The sequence below is a fragment of the Flavobacteriales bacterium genome, from assembly GCA_016124845.1.
Lineage (GTDB): Bacteria > Bacteroidota > Bacteroidia > UBA10329 > UBA10329 > UBA10329.
The window spans coordinates 101,096-126,218 of sequence record WGMW01000033.1 but is presented as its reverse complement, the minus strand read 5'-3'; the positions used below and the strand labels follow the sequence as shown (position 1 = coordinate 126,218).

Genomic DNA, 25,123 nt, shown 5'->3' with positions numbered 1-25,123 from the left:
TCTGCTGGAAGGTTGTAATGAATGGCCGTAGTGATGCTATCCGGTTTCCACAGATACGAATAAGGAGGTGTTCCGAGAGAAACGTCTATGATGGCCGCTCCTCGTCCCTGTCCGCAGGTGTCGGTATAATAGCGACCTTCCAAGGTGAGCCGCTGTGGATGCGTAAGCGAGAAGGTCTGCTGCAATTCACAGCCGTTCGCATCGGTAATGGTGGCGGTGTAGGTTCCTTGGCTCAGACCCGTAGCCGTGCTTCCGGTCTGCGAATTTGGATCATCCCACGATACAGGCTGATATGGAGTTGTTCCACCGTTAATGGCCGTAATGCTTACGGCTCCATCAGAACCCAAGTAGCATGAAATGGGCGACACGGTCGATTCGGCTGTCAGCTCATCTGGCTGGGTAAGTTCTACCGCGTCTGTTGTACTACATCCGTTTGCATCCGTAATATCTACAAAGTAGATACCGACATCCAATCCTTGAAACGTGTATGAGGTTGGGTCGGAAGCTGCTTCCAGCGGATTGCCATTCACATCAGAAAGTGCAAACTGAAACGGGGAAAGCCCTCCTTGACTTGCCACGATCTGACCATCGCCACTTTCATAGCAGGTCAGGTCGGTTGGCGTTAACGTCATCACCAGATCCTGAGCTGGCTGTGTTACCGAGACACTGGCAGCATTCTGACATCCGGTAGCATCTTGAACTCCCACATTATATGTCCCCGCACTTAGACCGCTCAAGGTAGAAGTTCCCTGAGTTTGAAGATCCGACTGCAATGGATTGAAGAATGCATCCGTCCAAACAATATCATAAGGTGCTACGCCATTGGAGGCTGTCAATACCACCTGACCATCAGAACCACCGAAGCAAATGTTGTCGGTAACCGTAAAGGTCAAAATCAATCCAGCACCATCCACAATGTCAAATTGTTCGCTGGCCATACAGCCGTTTGCATCGGTTACGCTAAGCGTATAGCTTCCAGCTGCCAGCGCGTTCGGGTCTGCTCCACCCCAATCCAATGTGTAAGGAGCGGTACCCCCTGAGATGACCTCCGAAGCGGTTCCGGTACTCAATCCTGGGCAGGTGGTCTCTGTCACATTCACCGCAACCACCAGTTCATCCGGCTCACCGATTGTTCCCTGTACGTCAAACGAGCATCCGTTGGCATCCGAAACGGTTCCATTTACCGGCCCGGCACATTGACCTTGTATGATCGTTCCATTTGCTCCATTGCTCCAAAGAACCGTTACCGGTGCTGCTCCTCCCTGAATAACTGCTTCTGCCTCGCCATCGCAATCTCCAAAGCAAGTGGCATCGGTAATGGTCAGAGTGGCGGTTGGGCCAGGATTGACCGTGACCTGCTGAGTAACGGTAGCGTAACAACTGTCCAAGGTGAGAACACCCAGCGTGACCGGATAGGTACCTGCAGCCGGGAATGTGTAGCTAAGGTCGGTTGAAATGATGGTATCGCCTTCCACCACCCAGGCACTACCAAGTATAACCGCACCGTTTCCGGTGGATGTATTGGTCATATCGGTGGCACTTCCCTCGCAGACGGTTGTAAACGTGAAATCTGCCGTAGGCAAAGGTGAAATGGTAATTGATTGAGATTCCGTTGGAGATGTACAGCCATTTTCTGTAACCGCCAATGTGACCGTTTGGCTTCCAGAAGCTGGCCAAGCAACCTGATAAGGCCCCTGTCCGCTTCCACTTACAATCACGCCCGTTCCAAAATCCCAAGTGTATGTTGCACCTGCAGATGCGTTACCTGAGTAAGTGATCGTTACCGGCTCACCGATACAGGCGGAAGCATCCATGGTAAATGTGGCATCGGGTCCTTGTAGCACCGTTATCTCTACAGAATCTGCGGCTGAGCATTGATATCTGTCTGCAACTCCAACGGTATATGTGGTGGTGGTGGTTGGAGAGACCGTAATGGCCGCAGTTGCCTGATTGGTTGACCACATATACTGATACGGCTGCGAGCCAAGAAGCGTGCTTGCCGTAAGTGTAGATGAGTTTCCAACGCAAAAGTTGTTGGCAGATACATCTATTGTTATCTCTGGGCATAAGTTGACCTCAATGACCGAGATGCTGCTCTCATTGCAGCCAAGGTCATTCCATTGGCCGTCTGGATAAATCTGGACACACTGTTCCCCATTCTGACAGTCCCAATCGCAGTTACCGAGCCAGTCGGTGTCTCCGTAACCATTGTTGTTTGGCTCACCACTTGCCCAATTCTGATAAATATTGGGGTTTCCGTTGCTTGGGGTAAACGGTCCTGTGGTACCATCGCTGGCATAGAATGTACTGGCCCCGGTGCCCGTTCGTTGAACACCAATCCAGATGGTCTGACCAGAGTATGGGCTGGCATTCAGGGCAGCCGACACATTCGAATTCTCAGCCGCATCATTCATAAACACCAGATTCGCTCCCAATGTGGCTGCTGCTGACTGCGCCTGTGCTGCAGACTGGCTGGTGGGATTGACGAAATACATACTGCATGGCTGGTTCTGCACTGCCAATGGCACGTAACCTGCACCCGTAAAAGCTGCATTAATGGCAGCTATGTCGCAGGTTGGAGACTGAGCAAACGAGGTTTGAATTATCCCCACGGATAAAGCCAAGAACAAGAATGACCTGAACAAGCGATCTTTTAGCCGGGAATCAGATTGTAGGGTTGTCATTTGAAGGCATGAATTACGCGAATTGGAACAGAACACCATTGTATGATCGCAATGAAGTTTTCAACACGTTGACGCAAGATCATCGAGTGAGTTGTTTCAATAATTCAGAATTCTCGGCAACCAAATGATGGGTCGAGAGTTATATGACGAGAAGGCATGAGATCAACTTGGCTGATATTGTTTCTTTTTCTACTTCCTTACCTATCCAATGGTCAGGAATCATACGGACAATACACCAACTACTTTTCTGTGGAAGGCGGTTTTTTAGCATCCTCTTCAGGTCTCGGCTTTGTACCATCCTTTTCATATTACCGTGGCGGCCATAAAATAGATGCTGGACTGAACATTACCATGTACGATATCTGGAAGGATGGTCCTGGAATTCTTGGAACATATTTGGGTTATAAGTTCTACCCGAACAAGCGTAAAAACATGTTCAATCTCTATTTCGGGTACACCAACCTGTTTGACGTCCACAATAGAGGCAAGAAATACCCGAAGATATACGATGAGGTTTCCGACCGGCATCTTTTACCGACCAATGTTTACCTGCTTGAGAATATGGTAGGAATGGGTTTCGACTGCCAGATGGGAAACCGATTTTACATGTTCTCAGATTTCAACGTGGGCGTGGTGCTCGATTGGAGTGAGTACAAGGAAACACCTACCGAAATGGAAATTCGTTCTACTGGTATGATCCGTATCGGTCTGGCGTATAACGTTGCTTGGAAACAGCCCAAATAAAAAGACCCGAAGTCATTTCTGACCTCGGGCCTTAGTTGCGGGAGCTGGACTCGAACCAACGACCTTCGGGTTATGAGCCCGACGAGCTACCAACTGCTCCATCCCGCGATGTATCTTAAACGGCTGAATGTGCCTTGGCACGGCCTGTTTGTCTCAAACGGGCGGCAAATATATAATTTGTTTCTTTGCACACCAAATTTTCACACCCTTTTCCCATGTCACACAAGGCCGGTTTTGTTACAATCATCGGTAAGCCGAATGTGGGAAAATCCACGCTGATGAACGCGTTGATCGGAGAAAAGCTCTCCATCACCAACCCAAAGGCCCAGACAACACGACATCGGATTCTCGGAATTTGGAATGATGATGACCATCAGATCGTATTCTCCGATACACCAGGCATTCTTGACCCAGCTTACAAACTGCAGGAGAATATGATGGCGTTTGTGGACTCTGCCATCAAGGATGCCGACCTCCTCCTCTACTTGGTTGAAGTGGAAGAACCGTTCAATGAAGTGCTCATTGAGCAGGTTGCCAAAGTGAAGTGTCCGGTCATTATTGTCATCAACAAGATCGATCTGAACGATCAGGAAAAGGTGGCTGAACGTATTCAAGCATGGAATGGGAAACTTCCGAAAGCTGAAATCCTACCTGTTTCAGCCCTGCATGGTTTTAATACGAAGGAGTTGTTGGAACTGATGAAAACGCACCTTCCCGATCATCCACCCTATTATGACAAGGAAGAGCTGACGGACCGAAACGTCCGCTTCTTTGTTTCGGAGATCATTCGGGAAAAGATCCTCAAGCATTACAAAAAGGAGATTCCTTATTCGGTTGAGGTGGTGATCGAGGATTACAAGGAACAAAAGGACATGGACCGGATCAAGGCCACGATCTTTGTAGAACGGGAATCGCAGAAGATCATCATCATAGGCCAAGGTGGCAGATCCATTAAACGGATGGGCACGGAAGCCAGACGGGACATCGAGAACTTTATTCAGAAGAAGGTGTTTTTGGATCTGACCGTGAAGGTTAGAAAGGATTGGCGCAGTAACGACCGAGACCTGAAGGAATTCGGTTATCTATAAAAAGACATGAGCAATATTGTAGCGATAGTTGGAAGGCCAAACGTGGGCAAATCGACCCTGTTCAACAGGTTGATCGGTGAGCGACAGGCCATTGTGGACGAGCAAAGTGGCGTAACGCGCGACAGAACCTACGGCAAGTCGAATTGGAATGGAGTTGAATTCACCGTCATCGATTCGGGAGGATACATTCAAGGTTCTGAAGATGTTTTTGAAGGGGAGATCCGCAAGCAGGTGGAAATCGCTATTGAAGAGGCAAGCGTTCTTCTTTTCGTAGTTGATGTGTCAGCGGGCATCATGGGGCCGGATGAAGTGGTTGCAAGCGTGCTTCGTAAGGCCGAAAAGCCGATTCTTCTGGTTGTGAACAAGGTTGACAATAACGAGCGGATCGCTGATGCAACGGAATTCTATGCGTTGGGCCTTGGCGAATACCATTGCATTTCGGGAATCAACGGAAGTGGAACGGGCGAACTTTTGGACGATATCGTATCGCATCTCGACAAAGATGACGTACTACCAGAATCAAACTTCCCGCGCTTTGCAATTGTGGGTCGTCCGAATGTGGGAAAATCGAGCCTGACGAATGCCCTTTTGGGTGAGGAAAGGAATATTGTAACCGACATTGCAGGCACTACGCGCGATTCGATCGACAGCCACTACAAAGGTTTCGGTTTTGAATTCACATTGGTCGATACGGCAGGCATCCGAAAGAAAAAGTCGGTGCATGAGGATGTAGAGTTCTACTCGGTGCTCCGCTCCATCAAAGCCATTGAAAGTTGTGATGTCTGTATTCTGATGATCGATGCTACGCAAGGCTTCGAACATCAGGACCTTTCCATTTTCTCATTGGCCAAGAAAAACCACAAGGGAATTGTGATCCTTGTGAACAAGTGGGACCTGATGGAGAAAGATACCATGTCTACCAAACGATACACGGAACAGATCCAATCCAAGATCGCTCCGTTTACGGATGTTCCTATTCTGTTTGTGAGCGCATTGACCAAGCAGCGCATCCATAAGGCACTTGAGATTGCTGTGGATGTTTACAACAACCGTTCGAAGCGGATCAATACGCGCAAGTTGAACGAGGTGATGCTTCCGATCATTCAAACAACTCCTCCGCCAACGATGAAGCACTATTACATCAAGATCAAGTATGTAACGCAGCTGCCTACTTACTTTCCTTCGTTTGCGTTCTTCTGCAACCATCCGAAACACGTACGGGAAGATTATCGGAGGTTCTTGGAGAATAAGGTCCGTGAGAACTTTGGGTTCACCGGGGTTCCGATAGAGATCTACTTCCGAAAAAAGTAATGGAAAAAGAAAGGGCCGACAATTGTCGGCCCTTTTCTTTCAATCCAAATCCATTCAATCTTCGTCTACTGTCATGTTCATGAAATCTGGAATTTCTGGAACCTGATCCAATTCAAACACCTTCACCAGTTCATTCACACGGTCCAGTTTTTCCCAAGCAAATGTTTCCACCTTCTTGAAGAATCGACCCTTGCGCTCAACCACGCCAGGTCCGTTGTAGTAAACTTCAACTTCCTTGACCTCGCTTTCGCGGCCAAAATGACCATAGGCAGCCGTTTCAGAGAATACTGGATTTCTCAGACCGAAACGCGAAACAATGGCCGCTGGACGCATATCGAACAACTCGGCAACCATCTTAGAGATCTCGCCATCAGAAAGTTTCTTTCCTCCCAACCAAACTTTGGAGGTCTTGTACGTATTAACGTAAAGACTTACCGGTTGAGCCACACCGATGGCGTAAGCAACCTGCACCAGCGCCTGATCGCAAACACCTGCTGCCACCAAGTTCTTGGCGATATGGCGCGCGGCATAGGCAGCACTTCTGTCTACTTTTGATGAATCTTTGCCCGAGAAGGCACCACCACCGTGGGCTCCGCGACCTCCGTAGGTATCGACAATGATCTTTCTTCCTGTCAGACCAACGTCTCCGTGAGGACCTCCGATCACGAATTTTCCTGTTGGGTTTACGTGAAGTGTGATTCTGTTCTGCCAACCTCTACCGAACATTCTTCGGATTCTTACCGGCAGTTTTTTCATTACCCTCCTCAACACGATCTCGCGCACATCATGCTTTATCTGTGCAAGCATTCTTTCTTCCTCATCAAAATCATCGTGCTGCGTTGAAACAACAATTGTATGAACAGAATGTGCCTTACCGCGATCGTTGTACTCAATGGTAACCTGCGACTTGCTGTCAGGCCCCAAGTACTTCATGACCTTTCCTTCCTTTCTGATCTCCGCCATTTCGCGAAGGATCAGGTGTGAAAGATCCAACGAAATGGGCAGGTAATTGTCCGATTCATTGGTTGCGTAGCCGAACATCATTCCCTGATCACCGGCTCCCTGCTCCTTGTAAAGACCAGCGCCTTCTTCCACTCCCTGACGAATATCTCCAGATTGCTCGTGCATGGCGGAAATGACCCCACAGCTTTCCGAATCGAACTTGTACGAAGCCTTGGTGTAGCCGATGTTCTTCACCGTTCTGCGGACGATCTCGTCCACTTTCACTTTTCCTTCTCCCTGTGACGAGATCTCGCCACCTACAACCACCAATCCAGTGGTACAGAACGTTTCGCAGGCCACCTTTGAGTTAGGATCGTGCTTGAGGAATTCATCAAGCATTGCGTCAGAGATCTGATCGGCAACCTTATCCGGATGCCCTTCTGAAACTGATTCTGATGTGAATAAATATGCCATATTTGATTAACGTTTTACTTTAACAGCGTATTAATGATAAAAATTGGAGGCGCAATTTATCACTTTTAGAAACAGGCCAATGCCGTAAGTGGCAAATGCAAGAAATTATTTTGTGTGCTGGCGGAATATCTCTTCCAAGTTCTGATCTTCCACTTTCAGGGTAAGAACCAACAGATCCTGCTGACGCGCCCACTCCGAGATCACTTTGCGCAGATCGCCATCCGCCTGAGCAACAATTCGATACGTCTTGTCTGAGATGATCTCGATGGTCTGAACGCCTGCAACGCTTTGGATGAGTGCTTTTTCAACTTCAACATCAAATTCTACAATCACGGACTGGAACGCACCTTTGTTTCCAACCTCTTTTACCTTTCGGTCGGTGACCAATTTTCCCTTATCGATAATGATGATACGGTCGGAAACGGCCTCCACCTCCTGCATGATATGCGATGAGAACATCACCGTTTTCTCTCTTCCAAGTTTTTTGATGAGTTCACGGATATCCACTAACTGATTGGGATCCAACCCGGATGTCGGTTCATCGAGAATAAGAATTTGCGGGTCATGGATCAGTGCCTGCGCAATACCTACCCGCTGCTTGTAGCCCTTGGAAAGCTGACCGATCTGCTTGTGCTGCTCTCTTCCAAGTCCCGTCACCTCGATCATTTCACCAACGCGCTCCTTTCTGCCCTGCTTGATGCCGTAGAAACCACAGACCAGCTCCAAATACTCCTTCACGTACATGTCGTAGTAAAGCGGATTACTTTCTGGCAGATAGCCGACCAAGGACCGCACGTTCATCGAATCCTGTTCAATATCGAAACCTCCTACCTTAACTGTTCCTGATGTTGGCGGAATGAAACATGAGATGATCTTCATCATGGTCGATTTTCCTGCCCCGTTCGGGCCCAGAAAACCGAGCACCTCCCCTTTTTTCACTTCAAACGAAACATCATCGAGGGCTTTCTGCTCTCCGTAAAGTTTCGTCACATTCTCAACAACAATCGACATCTCAAACAATTTGCGGTGAAGTTAACAATTGGCCTCCGTGATGAAACTATCTTTGGCAAGATGGCAGACCTGAGAAAAGGCACAGTAATTCGAAGTACGGGCAGTTGGAGTTCGGTGATGGACGAACATGGAACCGTGCTGGACTGCCGTTTGCGTGGCCAATATCGGCTCAAAGGTTTGCGCACCACCAGCCCCATTTCTGTAGGCGATAAGGTTGAGTTTGAGATTGAACCAGAAACGGGCAAAGGCGTCATCCAACGCATCGAGGAGCGGAAGAATTACATCATCCGCAAGTCGGTAAATCTCAGCAAGGAAGCGCATATCATTGCTTCGAACGTTGATCAGGCGCTGATCATTGCCACGGTGCATCTGCCGCGTACATCCTACGGTTTCATCGACCGATTTCTGTGTACGGCCGAGGCATACAATATTCCTGCGGCTGTGCTCATCAACAAATGCGACCTGAACACCGACAAAAAGACCAAGGCACTTCAACAAGAATATGTGGCCACATACCAAAAGGTCGGTTATCGCGTATTCGTTGCATCTGCTTTGGATGGTTTTGGAATGAATGAGCTGAAAACGTGGATGAATGGCAAAGTGACGCTGGTCTCTGGACACTCGGGCGTTGGGAAAAGCACGCTCATCAACAGCCTTGTTCCCGAACTGAACCTGAGAACGGCCGAAATATCGGAGGTGCACAGCAAAGGCACGCACACCACCACTTTTGCGGAGATGTTTCCACTGGAAGGGTCAGGCTACATCATCGATACGCCAGGCATTAAGGAATTCGGGATGATCGACATGGACAAGTACGAGATATCGCACTTCTTCCCCGAAATATTCCGAAGTTCTGAGCATTGCAAATTCAACAACTGTCTGCATTTGAATGAGCCTGGCTGCGCTGTACGGAACGATGTAGAGTCGGGTGAGATTCCGACAACCCGCTATTCGAGTTATATTAGCATCATCGAGAGCATCGGATGAACATCTTCCTTGAACATATACACGGAACGGGTTGGGAAGTAATTGTGGCGTTCGTGGCCTCCAACCTCATTGCGCAGTTCTTCAAGATACTGACGGTGGCTGTGAAAAAGCGGTCCTTTAAATGGACCATTCTTTTCGCCACGGGCGGAATGCCCTCAAGCCATAGCTCCACGGTGGTTTCCATGGCCACATCCGTTGGACTCATTGACGGTTTCAATTCTACCTCCTACGCCATTGCCGTCTGCTTTGCCACCGTGGTGATGTTTGATGCTGCGGGATTGCGCAGAAACGCCAGCAAACAGGCCATGGTACTCAACCGAATGATCAAACAGCTTCTTGCCCCCGACAGCGAGACTGGAAAGGTGAAACTGAAGGAATTCCTCGGGCATACGCCCACCGAGGTGCTTGTTGGCGCGCTGCTTGGCGTGGCGGTAAGTCTGTTCATCCACTATGGGTTCAGGATTCCATTCATCATGGAATTACTTCCTTCTGCCTGAATAGTTTACGGATTACACTTTCGGAAATCGATTGTTGTTACATTGCGACAAATCTTGCCGTTATGAAACACCGTCAGCATTTCGCGGCCATCTGCCTTCTGGCCCTTCTACACGCTTTTCCTACCATTGCCAGAACGTCACCCGATTCGACCCAGACCGCGGCCCATTGCATCGTTCTTGCAGAAGAAGACCACATTGAACTTGCAGGAACGAAATTCAACTTCATCCAGATCTATCTTACCAAAACGGTGAAGGTGAAGATCTTGGACGAAGAGGGACTTCAATATTATCAGAACCTGCACGTACCAGAACTTCACGACTCGCACACACCTGTGCAATCGGCTGCCATTAATAATCTGCAACCCAATCTTTTCTGTGCCTACATATCCGAATTCTCTTACTGGATAAATGGCAAAAAGGGATATGATCCCGATGCCACTTCCGAAGAGATCTATCGCGTACTCCACTACAATTTTCACTATACCGATCTTGTCACATACCACCTGAAAGAGCTGAAAGTGGGAGATGAACTTGTATTCAAATATGTGGTACGCGCCCCGTACAACTGCAACTGGCAGCGTTTTCTGGGGTATCGCGTGTTCTTCAATGGAAAATATCCGAAGAAGAAGTATTCGTTTGAAATGAAGATCTCCAAGAATCTTCCATTCATGATAAAAGGGGAGAATGGAGCCACGTACACCAAGACCAATCAAGAGGACGGTGAAACAATTATTTCGGTTTCGTTGAAAGACCTTGAAGGATGCACCGAAGAACCTGGAGCCAGACCTTACACCGAACTCCCTTACTTGACCGTTCTTCCCCAGCCCTATTCTTGGCTGTACCTGCCATATAACGCGAACATGGGCGAATTCATGCCATTTCATTTGGCTTTGGGACGGATGAGAGAGAGCAACACCGTGAATATTTACCGAAGGTTCAGCGTTGGCACCAACGATGTCACGACCAATAACGTGCGGCACTTTCTGGAAAGATATGCCAACGATTCCAGCAGTCTGGCCTTTCGGAAGATCAACAATGATATTGTGAAGGACTTTGCCTTTTTGGACGACCGCGACTTCCTTGCTAATTATGATAATCGGAAAGTGCGCATTGGCGCACATCTTTTGGAACACAAGATCAGAAATGTGGCCCGCTATGATGCCTATCGCTACATATTTGTTGGATTGGGATTGCGCTACAACACGCTTTATCCGTGTGATGTGCGTGCAGGACAGGTTGGCAAATACTATTACGAACCCATGGCGGACAACGATTACCTCTTCGCCATCGGCCTCGATTCAACGGCCGCGCTGCTGCTTCCCAAGCGCTCCAACGCAGGATATTACCTTGATGAGCTGCCGTTTTACTACGACAACGCGGTTGCCATAAGTCTTACAGGAAATGAGCTGTTTCCGATCTGGTACAAGCGGTTGAATTCAGAATTGGACCTTGTAAGGTTGCCGCATCAACCAGCAACTGAGAATCATCGTGAACTGAAGACCTACATCAAACTGGATGAGAAAGGCGCAGGAAGTCTGCGTTCGGATGTTGCGCTCTCAGGACAGTTCAGCACGTTGGGCCGCCATGCTTACCGCCACGAAGATTGCGACCAGACCGTAAACCCGATGTATTGTCAGACCCTCTTGGATCTTCCAAGTATTGCAGGAAAACCGACCGTTTCCATTGAGGAGGAACAAACGGTACCGCCATTCAATTTCCGTTGCAAAACGGAGATGAATGCAGTGATCGCTGCCAAAGACGGAAACGAACTGACCATCAGTCTGACCGACCTTTTTCCCTTCGTGATCGAGCAGCAGACCATCGAAACGCCAAGACATCTATCTTTCTACACAGATTTTGAAGGAACTGACAGGATCGACCATGTGGTTCAGCTCGATGGTGATTATGAACTGGTGGAAACGCCAACTTTTGAACTGACGAACTCTTACGGAACGTTCACCTTCAAGGCAACCATGGAAAACCCGCAGCAACTTTCCATTACGGCAATACACTCGATTACAGCTGAGAAAATCCCTGCCGAGAACATTGCCGATGTCATTCGCATGCAGCAGGCCATCCAAGACGTTCAGAACGGGCAGATCGTTCTTCGTAAGAAGAGTTGATCTCAGATGAGATTATCTGTTATGCAGGCAAGATGAATTAGCCACAACTTGTCCCGAACATTTGGAAGGAACGCAGAAAACAGAGAGGTTTTCACAACGACTCTGTGAAATCTATGAGAATCTGTGTTTCTGTGGCCAAAGAATGTCCTTTCGAGATTTAAGCCCACAAACCAAAAGGATGGTTTTATGTCAGAATGGCCTATCTGAATTGCGCTAACGATCCTTAACATTCCCGCCTATCAATTTCGTTAGATTTGCGAAATATGGACACGCAGTTCACCAAAGAGGAGCTTGAGAATTTCACCACCCGCAAGGAGGTGATCCAGTTGGCGAAAGACAAAGGCATCAAGATCCGTAATCATATTGCCAACCGCGAATATGAAATTGAACTGGCCAAACTGCAAGCACAACTCGTAAGTCTGCAGCGTTGGATTTTCAAGCGTAAACTACGTGTGGCCATTCTGCTTGAAGGACGTGATGCTTCTGGGAAAGGGGGCACCATCAAGCGTTTTACCGAGCACCTCAATCCGCGTTCGAGCCGCATTGTAGCTTTGAACAAACCTACCGAGATCGAAAAGGGACAGTGGTTCTTCAGACGCTACATCAGCCAGTTGCCCGAACCAGGCGAGATCGTCTTCTTTGACCGCAGCTGGTACAACCGTGCCGTGGTGGAACCTGTGATGGGTTTCTGCAACCGCGCCCAGTACGAACGTTTCATGGTGCAGGTGCCCGAGTTCGAACACATGCTGTATGAAGATGGCGTCATCATCATCAAATTCTGGTTCTCCATTACAAAAGATGAGCAGCAGAAACGTTTCGAATCGCGGATGAAAAACCCGCTGAAGCAATGGAAGTTCAGTCCGGTGGACATGAAAGGACAGGAATACTGGGACGAATACACCTACTATAAGGAGCAGATGTTCGCTAAAACCCACAACAGCTTCAGTCCGTGGATCATTGTAAAGACCAACAGCAAGCGCACCGCCCGTCTTGAGAGCATGCGCTACATTCTTTCACGGTTCGATTATGATGGAAAGGAGCATGCTGAGACCGTGCTCCTACCCGACCCGAACGTCATCATGCGGTATTACCGACACATCCAACAACTCGATGTCTGATACTTCAAACACACCGAAGATCGACCTCACGGAAGAGGATGTGCAAATGCTGAACTCCAAAGCAGGGCTTCGGCAATTGATCCGTTCCTCTAAGGTAAACCTTGGTAAATCGTTGGAATACGCCCGCTACGATCATCGCCTCAAGGAATTGCAGGCAGAGATGATCAAGCTGCAAACATGGGTGATGGAGAACAACAAAAAGGTGGTGGTTGTGTATGAAGGTCGTGATGCTGCCGGAAAGGGTGGCGCCATCCGAAGGACCACCGCCCACATCAATCCACGTGCATACCGCGTAGTGGCTCTTCCAAAACCAACAGCAGAAGAGGCCGGACAATGGTATTTTCAGCGTTATGTGCGCAGACTTCCCATCCCTGGAGAGATCGTTTTCTTTGACCGTAGCTGGTACAACCGTGCGGTTGTGGAACCTGTTAACGGCTTCTGCACCGAAGAGCAGTACAACATTTTTATGGAGAACGTGAATGAGTTTGAGAAGATGCTCGTTCAGGGCGACACGTATCTCATCAAAATGTACTTTTCAATAAGTAAAGAGGAACAGGTCCGCAGGTTTGCCGACATCAAAAAAGATCCATTGAAAAAGTGGAAAATGAGCCCGGTGGATGAACGTGCACAGGAACTTTGGGATGAATACACCAAATACAAACAGGTGATGTTCGATAGGACCAACACCACGCTTTGCCCTTGGACCATCATTGATGCCAACGTGAAAACCGAGGCACGCATCCGCTCCTTGGAGCATATTCTGAACACCATTCCGTACGAAAAATAGCCGAAGCCAAGGAATCCGTTAAATTCGTTTGCAGCTAACCTCTACAGCATGCGAACATTTATACTCCTTCTACTCGCTTCCACCATTATTTCTGCAAATGCTCAGCAGATAGATTGGAACGCCCCCATCCCATCAAATTCCTTGGAAGACACTTTTGGTCTGAATTGGCCTGCGTGGGCTTTTTCACATTGGATTTGGGAAGATGAAAGCACGCAGCACAGCGCGCTACAGATCGTGGACGACTACATTTCCCGTGGCATCCCTGTGAATGCCATTATCATCGATTCTCCTTGGGAAACAGGCTACAACACCTTTGAGTGGGACACCGCCCTTTTTGAGAACGCACAGGCCATGATCGACTCGCTACACGCCCGCGATGTGAAAGTGGTGATGTGGATAACGGGCATTGTCAACACGGATGTACAGCCGCTATACGATTACGGAAAAGACCACGACTATTACATGAAGCAGCTTCCGTTCGATGCCAATCCAACGGTTGTCAATTGGTGGAAAGGCGATGGCAGCCTCATCGATTGGTTCAATCCCGATGCTGTTGCTTGGTGGAAAGGGTTGATGGATCAGATGCTCGATATGGGCATTGACGGCTGGAAAACCGATGGGACAGACTTCTCCGCTATCCAAACGCCTTGGTCGCCCGGTGCTAACAACTTCGTTTCGCGGTTGGATTACTCCCATGCTTACTATCAACTTCATTTCGATTATACCCGTGAAGTTTTGGGCAACGACCGCCTCATCATGGCTCGCCCCATCGACAATTATGGAACGGCAGACATCGGTGGCGATCAGGTGTCCTTCTCCCCTGTGACAACAGGTTATGCAGCGTGGGTCGGTGATCAGGATGCCACGTTCGAAGGTCTTACCTGGGCGCTGAATAACATGTACCATTCTTACGAAAAGGGCTACCTCTCCTTCGGATCGGATATTGGTGGCTACCGCGAGGATGATAACTATCAACCCATGGGGCGATCGAAGGAACTGTTCATCCGCTGGGCGCAGTTGGGAACTTTCAGCGGGCTGATGGAAAACGGTGGCGGAGGCGAGCATCGTCCGTGGATGTTCGATCAGGAAACATTGGAGATTTATCAGGATCTGGTGCAGAAACGCTACAACATGCTTCCTTACCTTATGCAGCAGAGCGTTGATTTTGAGTCCAATCAGCAATCGCTGATGCAGTTCTTCAATAAGACCGATTACAGCTACATGCTCGGTACCGACATTTTCGTAGCTCCGTTCTTGGAAGCAGGCACCAGCATCACGGTCAATTTCCCGCCAGGATATGAGTGGATCTACCTCTACGACAACAATCAGGTGTACACGGGAGGTACTACCGAAACGCTCAATGTTCCTTACACCGAATATCCTGTCTTCACTCGCGGAAATGCGCTATCGGTCAATGAACTCACCGAGATTCAGGTCTCCATCTACCCGAACCCGACCAAAGATGAACTGAACATCCGCTTGGAAGATGCCAGCAGATCGGCCATCGTACAGCTAATGGATGTTTCAGGAAAGGTGGTGCTTCAGGCAAATGCCAAGCAGACGGTCACTTCCATTTCTTTAGATGACCTTGCTCAAGGGATCTACCTCTGTCGCATCACGCAAGATGGCCGCACGGCTGTACGTAGGGTCATCAAAGAATAAGAGATGCATCGGTTCCGAACCAGAATAAGTATAGCGCTTATGCTATTCGTTTTAGGAATAATACTCTTACCATTCATTCCTAATCTTTTGTCCGGTGACTTTTCAGGTATAGAAATTCCCAATCTGTTTATTCCACTTGGAGTTTTAACATCGTTTATATTGATTCTGATACTAATCGGCTATAAGATAGAGGGAGACGAACTCAAACTTACGGTTGGACCATTTGTGACCGCATCGCTTAGGATTGACCAAATTACCTTGGTCAAACGGACATATAATCCACTTTCAGGCCCCGCAGGATCACTTAAACGATTGTCTATTGAATCACAAAATGATGATTGGTGGCTCATCTCCCCTGCCAACGAGAACGAATTCGTTCGGCTGTTGAAGGAAAAGAACCCGAACATCCAAGTGACCATTGACGACAAAACAGGCTGGTGGCGATTTTGGGATTGGGATGTTTAGTCGCCCAAATCTCCATGTGTTCACCCAAAGCATTTCATCATCCAATCTTTTGCGTAGATGGTGAGGAAGAAATTCGCCAAGAGATTGAACGGCATGGCAACCATTGACCCGATCAGAAAGTGCTTGAACCGGATGGACGAAAGTGCCAATGCGTAGTTCACAGGCGGTGAAATGAAAAGGAGTAACCTAAGAATGATGGTCGTACGAAGCGGCCGAGCCTCAAGCTGATCCAGCTGTTTCCGGATGAATGGTTGCTTTATTTCCGCAAATGGAGTTCCTGCAACAGCTCGCGTAAATTTGAAATGCGCGATCATTGAAAGCAGGGTCGATAAATATCCGACCGCCAGACCCAAGGCATCATCATAAACCAAGAACAGAATGAACAGGAAGATCATTCCAGGTATGTTCATCAATGTACCAATGATGTATACAATGGTAAACATGACCAACCCGAACATTCCCGTGTTCTGAATGGTACGGGTAAGATATTCCAGCCCAAAGAATTGACTAATCTCCGAATGCCTTCCCAAGTACATCAGCACCAGCGTTATGGCCAGCAGCACAATTAGCCGAGTAATGGTTTTCGTTGACAATGTGGACAGTAAAAGTGTTTCAGCCGTAAGCTACGGTTTTTCGAATTAATGCATCAAGACCATATCGGGCAAAGATCAACAAATGTGTGTTGGGACTGACGTTTGCCAATCGTTGAATTCTGATAGTTTTGTCGACTCCGTAAAACACTTAGAAAAATGGCGAAAGAATACATGAGCATGCGCAATCTGCGCTTCCTACTTCACGAAGTTTTTAATGCAGAACAACTGACCAAGTACGAACGCTATGCGGAACACACCAAAGATGGTTTCGACATGATGCTCGATTCGGCAAAGCAGATCGCAGACAATCTGTTCTTTCCCATTTATGAGGAGATGGACAAAAAGCCGCCTGTAATGGGTGATGGTGTTGTGCATGTTCATCCTGGCGTGAAAGATATTATGAAGGAAACGGGCGAAAGCGGCTGGATCGTTGCCCAAGAAGGTTTTGAACATGGTGGACAGCAAATGCCTGCAACCGTTTACAATGCTGCCAACTTCATTTTCCATTCGGCCAATACGGCTGCGGCCTCTTATTTTGGACTAACCATGGGTTCGGCAGAGTTGATTTCATCTTTTGGCAGCAAGGAATTGCAGGAAACATACATGACCAAAATGTTCGCTGGCCAATGGCAGGGAACCATGGCTCTCACCGAGCCTCATGCGGGAAGTTCGTTGGGCGACATTAGAACATCTGCGACAGAGACAGGTGACGGCTCATATAGGATCAAGGGGCAGAAAATTTTCATTTCCGCTGGAGACCACGATGGAGTTGAAAACATAGTTCACCTGATGTTGGCCAAGATTGAAGGTGGTCCTGCGGGAAGTAAAGGCATCTCGCTTTTTGTGGTTCCGAAATTTCGCCCAGAAAACGGCCAATTGGTTCCGAACGATGTGGTAACCGCTGGTTTTGAAGGAAAAATGGGAATGAAGGGCTGCCCAGTAATGCACTTGGTAATGGGCGACAACAATGATTGCCACGGCTGGCTGGTCGGTGAACCGCACAACGGCCTGCGTTACATGTTCCAAATGATGAACGGGGCGCGTATCAGCGTTGGGGTGATGTCCTGTGGACTTTCATCTGCCGCCTACTACGCCTCTTTGGAATACGCGAACGAGCGTCCGCAGGGACGATCCCTTTCCAATACAGATCTTACCTCTCCCATGGAACTCATCATCAATTATGCTGATGTGAAGCGAATGTTGCTTTTCCAAAAATCGGTGATGGAAGGAGGTCTTTCGCTGGTAACGCAATGCGCGTTCTATGCCGACATGGTCAAAGTTTCTGAAGGCGATGAAAAAGTGAAGTATCAGATGCTGCTGGATCTTCTTACACCAATGGCCAAGGCGTATCCATCAGAAATGAGTGTACAGAGCACGAGTCAGGGAATGCAAGTGCTTGGCGGTGCTGGTTTCTGTAGCGACTTCCCTTTGCAGCAATACTATCGCGATACGCGAATCAACCCGATCTACGAAGGAACAACAGGTATTCAGGCCATGGACCTTCTCGGCAGAAAAGTGACCATGAAAATGGGAGCGGCCGTCATGGCGTTCGGGGCCGAACTGCAATCGACCATCAAAGCGGGGCTTGCCAATGAGAACACCAAAGCTTACGCTGAGAAATTGGGAGCCACTGCCACCAAGTTTCAGGAAGTGACCATGAAGTTGATGGGATTGGCGCAGAGCGAAAAACCAGAAGTGTTCTTGGCCGATGCCACACTCTTTTTGGAGAACGCAGGTATTCTTGCCGTTGGATGGCAATGGCTAAAGCAAGCGTTAGTGGTAGATGCTAAACTTGCTGAAGGACCTTCTGGTGAAGAATTGAAGTTCTATAAAGGCAAATGGGCCGCCTTCGAGTACTTCTTTGAGTACGAGGTTCCGAAGTCCATTGGTCTTACGAAGCGTTTGCTGAGTGACAAGCGTTTGACCTTGGAACTTGAGCCAGAGTTTATTAATTGATACATTGTTTTACCGTTTATATTGAGATAAATTCATAATTGGCTATAAATTAGCTGTATGAAATTGTCAAAACTGGTCGATCTGATGCTGGATGAACTGGTTACCACCATGCAGCCATCACTCAGCATCAGGCGTGTGCTCAACAGGCACAAGATCGATTTTGATGATGACCTCATCAATGAGATCGATTCCATTCTGCGCTCCAAGAGTTTGGTAGATGAAAAAGACACGGATTCGCAAGGCTATCCATGCTACTCTCTAACAAATACTGGACAGGATTTTATCCGCACGTTCGGCACATACTCCAATTACCTGAAAGGTCTGGAAGTTGAACAGAAGCGCGTAGAAAAAGCGCGGAACAAGAAGCCCTACGTGGCAAAGCCTGGTAAAGATGGTTCTTCTCCTACTCCATTTCAGCTTGGAGAAGAATCTTTTTTCGAGAAGAACAAATTCGGGTTATTGTTTCTGCTTTTGGTGTTCATCTCATTCCTGATCGTTCTCAAGATCACCTGATGCTGCGAATTCTATTTGCGGCTTCATTGGTACTCGTTTCGACACTTTCGTGCTCAGGACAATCGGTAGAATTCTCATGGTTGATAGGTTCATGGAAACGGTTGGACGGACAGACCAAAACCATCGAAACATGGAAACTGAAAAGTGATAGTTCGTTGATCGGTGAAGCACAAATGTTCAAGAATGAAGAGTTGATGTTCATGGAGTTCTTGAGCATTAACACATCACCGAATAAAACAGAGTACGTAGCCGTTCTTCCAAACAAAACGGCTTTTTTTAGGATGACTTCTGCATCGGTTTACACGGCAACATTCTGCGACCCAGAGAATGACTTCCCATCAACCATCATTTACACACGGAAAGATTCGGTCTTAGAGATCATTCTGGAAGGGGCTGACAATCAAGAGATTCTGGAATTCATCAAGCAATAGTTCTTTCCTTGGTACAGTTGTTGAGAAACTCAGACATCAATCTCTGTATCATGAAAAAGTCAACCATTTTACTCATTGCGGTCACTACGCTGCTCTCATCATGTTCCCTCAATCGGATGTATCTCACAGTTGCCACGCGCCAACAGATCGAGAAGGCAGGCGTGGATATTTCAAAGGTTCAATTCTACAATTCGGAAGAGATCGTTTTGGCCCGTTACCTGAGCAAAGAGGAAGTAAAAGTGGCTGAAGGAAAAGTGCGAATTGAGAACGGAAAGAACATCGAGGAGATCATCATTCCAGCAAACACGCCTGGCGTCTGCGAAATGAAAGATGAGAAAACCCTTCGCATCAGTTTTGATACTGGTGATGGAAGGTCCATTCCTTTTCTGGTGGAGCGACAGAATGATATTGTGGTTGCTGGCAGCTACTTTAAGATCGGGGCGAAAGAATGGAAAAGCACAGGTCGCGGAAACCGTGTCGGTTCGCTCGACTATCAAGGAAAGATGTATACGATCGTTCGCGGGCAGAACAGCCGTTTGATGATTGATAAAGCAACATTGAACAGGGTTGAACGAGACGTGCATGTGGCCAAAGGCCGAAAGCTTTGACCTACCTTTGCAGCTTCAAAAACGGCTCAACTAAGAATGGAATTACTGATGACCAAAGTGTGCATGACCAAGGATATTGGCGTGCACGGAAATCTTTTTGGGGGATTAATGCTTTCGTGGATCGATGAGGCGGCTGTTGCCATGAGCAATCGCATCTGTAAAACTCCAAATATGGTCACACGAAAAATGACCGAGATCCTCTTCGAGCGGCCTGTGAAGGTTGGACACACCATCAACATTTATGGAGAAGCGGTTTCGATGGGAACGACCTCAATTTCATTGAAAGTTGAAGCTCGCAGATATAACGTTTACACCACCGAAGAAGACATCGTATGTAGAACACAGATCGTTTTTGTGCGCATTGATGAGAACGGAGATAAGATTCCGATAGCTGGTGAAGTAAGAAGACGCTTTGCCGAGGAGCAGGAAAAGAACAAGGAATCCTGATCAGCGATTGAGAATGAATTCGAGCGAATCCTGCTCAAAACCTGACTTCAGAAACAGTTCTTTCATCGTATCGTTCTGGCGAAGCCTCACCAACACACTTCCTTTCGAGTAAACCTTGATCCTGCTCAACAGTTCGCTGGCCACACCTTGCCTTCTAAAGGTCTCATCCACCGCCAGATACACCAGAATATTCTCAGCAAAATAGCCTTCAAAATTGGTACGGTTCACAACCGTAATACCAACAATTTCATCATTGTGCCTTGCAATGAGCACAAAACCACCTTGGTGCGGAAATTTGCTCAAAGCGTACTCAATGGCCCGCGAAACATTATCCCGTGTGTCAAGATAATCCTCCAAGTTCCGCATCAGGAAATTGGCAATGGCCTCTTTTTCCAAAGTGGTGGCAAAATCGGTGGTGTTCAGAAGTTGGTAATCGACCATTTTGTTAAAAAATTCATAACGCACGCCCCGAACGGCAACTCGGAATGTGCTTTGCGTTATCCTTGCACTTGGCCGCTCAAGAAAATAAATAAGCACCTGAATTGCTAATTTCGAGCGCCTTTTAAAATAGACCAAACCGAATTCAGTATGAGGAAAACATTCATTATTGCTTTGTTTCTGGGAGTTGTGGGAAACGTTTTCGGCCAAAAAGATGGTTACGAGATCGATCTGAACATTGAAGGTTGCAAGCCAGGAAAAGCCATTCTGGCCTACTATTATGGCAACAAGCAATACATTAAAGACAGTACGCGTGTTGACGAGAAGGGGCGTTTCGTTTTCAAGGGAGAAGAAGCACTTCCAGAAGGAATTTACATTGCGGTAATGCCGCCAGACAACAAGTATTTTGAGGTGATGGTTGATGCCGACCAACACTTCAAAATGAACTCTAAGTATGAGACTCCGATCAAGAGCATGAAGGTGACCGGGAGCGATGAGAACACACTTTTCTACAACTACCTCCGCTTCCTCAATGATCAGAAAAAGAAGAGTGAGCCGCTTACTTCCAAAATGGAAGAGCTGAAAAAAGCCGACAGCCTTGGGTATAAAGAGCTTCCTGAGTTTAAGAAACTACAGGATGAAATGGCCGCGATAGATGAAGACGTGAAGCTGTACAAGAACAAGTTCATTGAAGACCATCCGAAATCGCTGTTGGCAGTTGTTTTCCTTGGTTCCAAAGACCCTGAAATACCAGAAGCTCCCGTTGATGAGAATGGAAAAACGGACAGTACGTTCGCTTGGCGTTGGTTCAAAGATCACTATTGGGATCTGATCGACTTTTCCGATGACCGCATTCTGCGGACGCCCGTGTTTCACAATAAGTTGGAGCGTTTTATGACCAAGACCATTTATCAGATTCCCGATTCGATAAATGTGGAGGCGAGCAAATTGGTAGAGAAAACACGTAAAAGCCCAGAGCTTTTCAAATACACCGTTTTCTGGATAACCAGCCATTTCGAAACATCCAAGCAAATGGGCATGGATGCGGTGTTTGTGCACATGGCGCAGTCTTACTACTGCACGGGTCAGGCGTTCTGGGCAGATTCGACCACCATCTCAAAGATCTGCGACCGCGCAAAGAAGTTGAGTTACTCGCTTATCGGAAACACAGCACCGAACCTCATCATGAATGACACGGCTGGAAAATTTCAGGTGCTGCACGCCATCCCAAATGATTATACCATCATCTATTTCTGGGATCCAACCTGTGGTCATTGCAAAAAAACCACGCCAAAAGTCAAGGAATTCTACGATAAGTTTAAAAAGGAACTGAATTTCGAGATCTATGGTGTGAACACGAATGCTGAGGAGCGCGATGAGTGGATCAAGTACATCAACGAGCATCATTTGGATTGGATAAATGTGGAAGATCCAGAACAGAAAACGGCTTACAAATACCTCTACGACATCTACTCTACTCCAGTTATTTATCTTTTGGACAAGGACAAGAAGATCATTGCCAAGCGTTTGGGAGCCGAAGACCTTGAAAACTTCATCCGACATCATAAGAAAAGATCTTCGTAAGAAGTTAACTTTGCTTCAAACTGAAACTGATGATCAATTCACGTAACCTCTTCATTTTTGTGCTGATCGTTCTGGCAGCGGGCTTGCGCATTGCAGGAGTTCTGCCGTACAACTTTTCGCCTGTGGCGGCCATAGCACTTTTTGGCGGAGCCATGTTCAGCAACCGTATCCTTGGATTTGTATTGCCGTTGGCCATAATGCTTGTCTCGGATGTTTTTGTCGGTTTCCACGACACCATGTGGGCGGTTTATCTCGGTTTCTTCGCTGTTGTGCTTATTGGCCAAGCAATCCGTAAAAACCCTACCATGCTTTCTGCTTTGAGCGGAGCGATGTTCGGGTCGGTTGTTTTCTTTCTGATAACGAACGCGGCCTGCTGGCTGACCATGCCTGAATACACAAAAGACCTTTCGGGTTTGCTGAACAGCTACGCTGCTGGACTTCCATTCTTCCGCGGAACGTTTGTGGGCGACATGCTTTTCACCGTGGTTTTCTTCGGAAGCTACAAGTTGGCCGAATTCCGTTTTCCTACATTGGTGAAAGCCTAAGCATTGGTCAAAAATCCTTTCATTGTCACGCTGATCGGCCTCTTTTTGGCCATTGCCATCAATGTCTATTTATTCGCCACGGGCGATGAATTGATCTTCGTTATTTCGCGTACCATGTTCGCCAATCTGATGTTGGTTCTCACGATCGTGCCCGTTCACGAGGCCATCAAAGTGCGTGGTTCATCCGTCTCATTTGGATTTGGCGAACGCATCCGTTCGGGAATGAAACCCGTTGCGCTATTTACGCTGACCGTTGCTTTAGTCACCTACATCCTTTTCAAAATGTTCGGAGATCCGCTGATCGGTCAACGAATTATGGACATGAAGCAGTTGCTGGATGCAGCCGTTGCCGATGGAAGCATTACCCAGGCAGAATCTGCAAAGCGATTGGAAGGTGCTAAGCAAGTACTTTCGCCTTCCATGCTTATTCTCATTTTACTCATGAGCAACATGGTAGTTGGATTCATCAGTTCGCTGCTGGCCGCGATGCTGATTCGGAAATAACTACTGCTTCATAATTTTTGTGCGGGAGAGCACCTCATCGCCAGATGTCAATCGAATTGTATAGGTTCCTGCTTTCAAGGATTCCAAATCCAGCTCAAACCGATTGTGCCCAGGATTTGTGGTGAAATAGCTTCCGTTTTCAACTCGTTTTCCGGTCATATCGAACAGTTCGTACTGAATCGCTTCTCCTGCGTCTTTTGCAACCCAAAGCAAGGTTGTTGAGTTAACGGTCGGGTTCGGATAGACCGTCAGATTCTCCCATGCACGTGGACTTGGCTTATCGTAGATCAGATTGATAAGTTGCTGTTCCTCATCCGTCAGACCTGACAGGTCCAATTCTCCGCCCCGCATGTAAATGTTGAGTTTCATCGTTCCATCTTTGCTGTATTGATTGGAAAGACTGCTCCCTTCACCGAACGTTAGTTTGGCACCTACCGGAAGTTCCATGTAGAGTTGGTTCGGTTCCGTATCTGTGCCATACTCGTACATGAACACAGGACCATTGATGACCAAATGACCTCCCGGTTCGATTTCAATCTGAGCGTCTGTTTTCAGGGCCATCATACCGATGCCGTTATGTCCGTAGTGAAATTCGGTACCACTTTTCACTTTCAATCCACCTCCACGGCCAAAAAGATTACAGCCTTTTGAACCATGAAATCCGATGGTTCCACCGTCAGCAACCAAATGTGTTCCTCCTTCCCAAAAAACTTCGAACCATGTAATGCACATGTTGCCATTCAAAATGACATCGAGGCCATGTCTAACGGAGTTAGAACTATCGACCAATGCGCCACGCAAAGCCGTGAAATCTTGAAAATGAAGCGAAGCATACTCTGGAATGTAGAACTCGATCAATGTGGAATCGGTCGGACTTCCATAAGGCATCACATCCGTATAACTAATAGAATCTGGTGTGGGATAGACATCATTCCAGTAACGAACAAGATAAGGTCCCCAATCAACTTGAGGATAGGTCACTTGAGGAATAATTTGGGTGCCATCATAATGAGGTTCTAAGTTTGGGTTCTGAAAATACGTGTCATTTGTTGCTCCATAGGAGTGAAACTCGTAGACAACTTGAATTACTTCTTGCCCAATGATTTTCTGTGTAGGAAAACAAATAATCGGTTCACCTCCTGTCTCGAACACCAGATCGACCATGCTGTAAACCGTGTCCGTTCCAGATGAATCTGGCATTTGCATTTTCATATGAACTTTCTCACATCCGCTGGAAGAACAACCATAGTAGAGCAACGACCACATCAGGTACACCGTTGATGTGTCCAAAGGCAATGCAGAATCAATTTCAAACTCGAAAAAGACCGAACGGTCATTTGGAACCGTAGATAGTGGGAACCTCCAAGAATTACCGTTCTGAACCAATGAATAGCAAAGAGAACTGTCCAATGCACCGTTCCAAGTATCATCTAACGTTGAATACATGCGAACATTAGAATACGCGTCAATGCTTGTGGTGGAGTCCGTTTCACACGGTCGAGTTTCATGCGTGCCAACATTCAGTGTGTAATACTGAGCAAAACTGACCGAAACCGTAAAGAAGAAAAGGAAGACGAAGGAGTAGAATCTTTTCATGCAGATTGAATTTGC

General features: G+C 47.5%; 24 protein-coding genes and 1 tRNA gene. 18 read left to right on the top strand and 7 right to left on the bottom strand.

The features are described from left to right. A partial coding sequence (locus GC178_12965) for a hypothetical protein (protein MBI1288475.1) occupies positions 1-2,723 on the bottom strand: 2,723 nt, incomplete at its 3' end. 117 nt (positions 2,724-2,840) lie between these two features. Here GC178_12965 and GC178_12960 point away from each other — a divergent pair. After that, on the top strand, positions 2,841-3,428 hold the full coding sequence (locus GC178_12960; GenBank protein MBI1288474.1) for a hypothetical protein: 588 nt from the start codon (positions 2,841-2,843) through the stop codon (positions 3,426-3,428). 35 nt (positions 3,429-3,463) lie between these two features. Here GC178_12960 and GC178_12955 read toward each other — a convergent pair. Continuing rightward, positions 3,464-3,536, bottom strand: a tRNA-Met gene (locus GC178_12955). 107 nt (positions 3,537-3,643) lie between these two features. Between GC178_12955 and GC178_12950 the strand changes: the two genes are divergently transcribed. After that, positions 3,644-4,516, top strand: a complete 873-nt coding sequence (locus GC178_12950) for a GTPase Era (protein MBI1288473.1) — start codon at positions 3,644-3,646, stop codon at positions 4,514-4,516. Positions 4,517-4,522: 6 nt separating this feature from the next. Next, complete coding sequence (locus tag GC178_12945) at positions 4,523-5,827, top strand: ribosome biogenesis GTPase Der (GenBank protein MBI1288472.1); 1,305 nt, start codon at positions 4,523-4,525, stop codon at positions 5,825-5,827. Between the two features lie 54 nt (positions 5,828-5,881). On the opposite strand, the gene GC178_12940 is transcribed toward GC178_12945, so the two are convergent. Next, on the bottom strand, positions 5,882-7,243 hold the full coding sequence (locus tag GC178_12940; protein MBI1288471.1) for a methionine adenosyltransferase: 1,362 nt from the start codon (positions 7,241-7,243) through the stop codon (positions 5,882-5,884). A gap of 105 nt (positions 7,244-7,348) precedes the next feature. Further along, entirely contained in the window at positions 7,349-8,254 is a 906-nt protein-coding gene (gene gldA / locus GC178_12935) for a gliding motility-associated ABC transporter ATP-binding subunit GldA (GenBank protein MBI1288470.1), read from the bottom strand. A 60-nt stretch (positions 8,255-8,314) separates the two neighbouring features. On the opposite strand from gldA, the gene rsgA reads away from it, so the two are divergent. From rsgA to GC178_12900, 7 genes are all read left to right on the top strand, one after another. Then, positions 8,315-9,241 (top strand): ribosome small subunit-dependent GTPase A, encoded by a 927-nt coding sequence (gene rsgA / locus GC178_12930; protein MBI1288469.1) that lies wholly within the window; start codon positions 8,315-8,317, stop codon positions 9,239-9,241. Then, complete coding sequence (locus GC178_12925) at positions 9,238-9,738, top strand: divergent PAP2 family protein (protein ID MBI1288468.1); 501 nt, start codon at positions 9,238-9,240, stop codon at positions 9,736-9,738. Before rsgA ends, GC178_12925 begins: the two co-directional genes overlap by 4 nt. Before the next feature lie 62 nt (positions 9,739-9,800). Next, positions 9,801-11,861 (top strand): hypothetical protein, encoded by a 2,061-nt coding sequence (locus tag GC178_12920; GenBank protein ID MBI1288467.1) that lies wholly within the window; start codon positions 9,801-9,803, stop codon positions 11,859-11,861. Between the two features lie 263 nt (positions 11,862-12,124). After that, positions 12,125-12,979, top strand: coding sequence for a polyphosphate kinase 2 (ppk2, locus tag GC178_12915; protein ID MBI1288466.1), 855 nt, complete (start codon positions 12,125-12,127; stop codon positions 12,977-12,979). Between the two features lie 19 nt (positions 12,980-12,998). Further along, positions 12,999-13,766 (top strand): polyphosphate kinase 2, encoded by a 768-nt coding sequence (gene ppk2, locus GC178_12910; GenBank protein ID MBI1288465.1) that lies wholly within the window; start codon positions 12,999-13,001, stop codon positions 13,764-13,766. A 48-nt stretch (positions 13,767-13,814) separates the two neighbouring features. Beyond that, positions 13,815-15,428, top strand: coding sequence for a T9SS type A sorting domain-containing protein (locus GC178_12905; protein ID MBI1288464.1), 1,614 nt, complete (start codon positions 13,815-13,817; stop codon positions 15,426-15,428). A gap of 3 nt (positions 15,429-15,431) precedes the next feature. Further along, positions 15,432-15,893, top strand: coding sequence for a hypothetical protein (locus GC178_12900; protein ID MBI1288463.1), 462 nt, complete (start codon positions 15,432-15,434; stop codon positions 15,891-15,893). 20 nt (positions 15,894-15,913) lie between these two features. Here GC178_12900 and GC178_12895 read toward each other — a convergent pair whose 3' ends face one another. After that, on the bottom strand, positions 15,914-16,456 hold the full coding sequence (locus GC178_12895) for a hypothetical protein (protein ID MBI1288462.1): 543 nt from the start codon (positions 16,454-16,456) through the stop codon (positions 15,914-15,916). A 186-nt stretch (positions 16,457-16,642) separates the two neighbouring features. On the opposite strand from GC178_12895, the gene GC178_12890 reads away from it, so the two are divergent. Genes GC178_12890 through GC178_12870 form a run of 5 tightly spaced genes read left to right on the top strand, consistent with a single transcriptional unit; the run spans position 16,643 to position 20,441 of the window. Next, on the top strand, positions 16,643-18,442 hold the full coding sequence (locus GC178_12890; GenBank protein MBI1288461.1) for an acyl-CoA dehydrogenase: 1,800 nt from the start codon (positions 16,643-16,645) through the stop codon (positions 18,440-18,442). A 57-nt stretch (positions 18,443-18,499) separates the two neighbouring features. Then, positions 18,500-18,955: a hypothetical protein gene (locus GC178_12885; GenBank protein MBI1288460.1), complete on the top strand. Its 456-nt coding sequence runs from the start codon at positions 18,500-18,502 to the stop codon at positions 18,953-18,955. Next, a complete protein-coding gene (locus tag GC178_12880) occupies positions 18,955-19,386 on the top strand; it encodes a hypothetical protein (GenBank protein MBI1288459.1) in 432 nt (143 codons plus the stop codon). Before GC178_12885 ends, GC178_12880 begins: the two co-directional genes overlap by 1 nt. Before the next feature lie 50 nt (positions 19,387-19,436). Continuing rightward, positions 19,437-19,994, top strand: coding sequence for a hypothetical protein (locus GC178_12875; protein MBI1288458.1), 558 nt, complete (start codon positions 19,437-19,439; stop codon positions 19,992-19,994). Positions 19,995-20,030: 36 nt separating this feature from the next. Further along, on the top strand, positions 20,031-20,441 hold the full coding sequence (locus GC178_12870) for an acyl-CoA thioesterase (protein MBI1288457.1): 411 nt from the start codon (positions 20,031-20,033) through the stop codon (positions 20,439-20,441). Here the strand turns inward: GC178_12870 and GC178_12865 are convergent, their stop codons facing one another. Continuing rightward, complete coding sequence (locus tag GC178_12865) at positions 20,442-20,882, bottom strand: GNAT family N-acetyltransferase (GenBank protein MBI1288456.1); 441 nt, start codon at positions 20,880-20,882, stop codon at positions 20,442-20,444. Between the two features lie 147 nt (positions 20,883-21,029). Between GC178_12865 and GC178_12860 the strand changes: the two genes are divergently transcribed. From GC178_12860 to GC178_12850, 3 genes are read left to right on the top strand one after another with little or no spacing between them, the layout of a single operon-like run. Continuing rightward, positions 21,030-22,463, top strand: coding sequence for a redoxin domain-containing protein (locus GC178_12860; protein MBI1288455.1), 1,434 nt, complete (start codon positions 21,030-21,032; stop codon positions 22,461-22,463). A 29-nt stretch (positions 22,464-22,492) separates the two neighbouring features. Further along, positions 22,493-23,008 (top strand): hypothetical protein, encoded by a 516-nt coding sequence (locus GC178_12855; protein ID MBI1288454.1) that lies wholly within the window; start codon positions 22,493-22,495, stop codon positions 23,006-23,008. A 3-nt stretch (positions 23,009-23,011) separates the two neighbouring features. Next, a complete protein-coding gene (locus GC178_12850) occupies positions 23,012-23,512 on the top strand; it encodes a DUF4199 family protein (protein ID MBI1288453.1) in 501 nt (166 codons plus the stop codon). On the opposite strand, the gene GC178_12845 is transcribed toward GC178_12850, so the two are convergent. Next, positions 23,513-25,108, bottom strand: coding sequence for a T9SS type A sorting domain-containing protein (locus GC178_12845; GenBank protein MBI1288452.1), 1,596 nt, complete (start codon positions 25,106-25,108; stop codon positions 23,513-23,515). It lies immediately after the preceding gene. Positions 25,109-25,123: the final 15 nt, after the last annotated feature.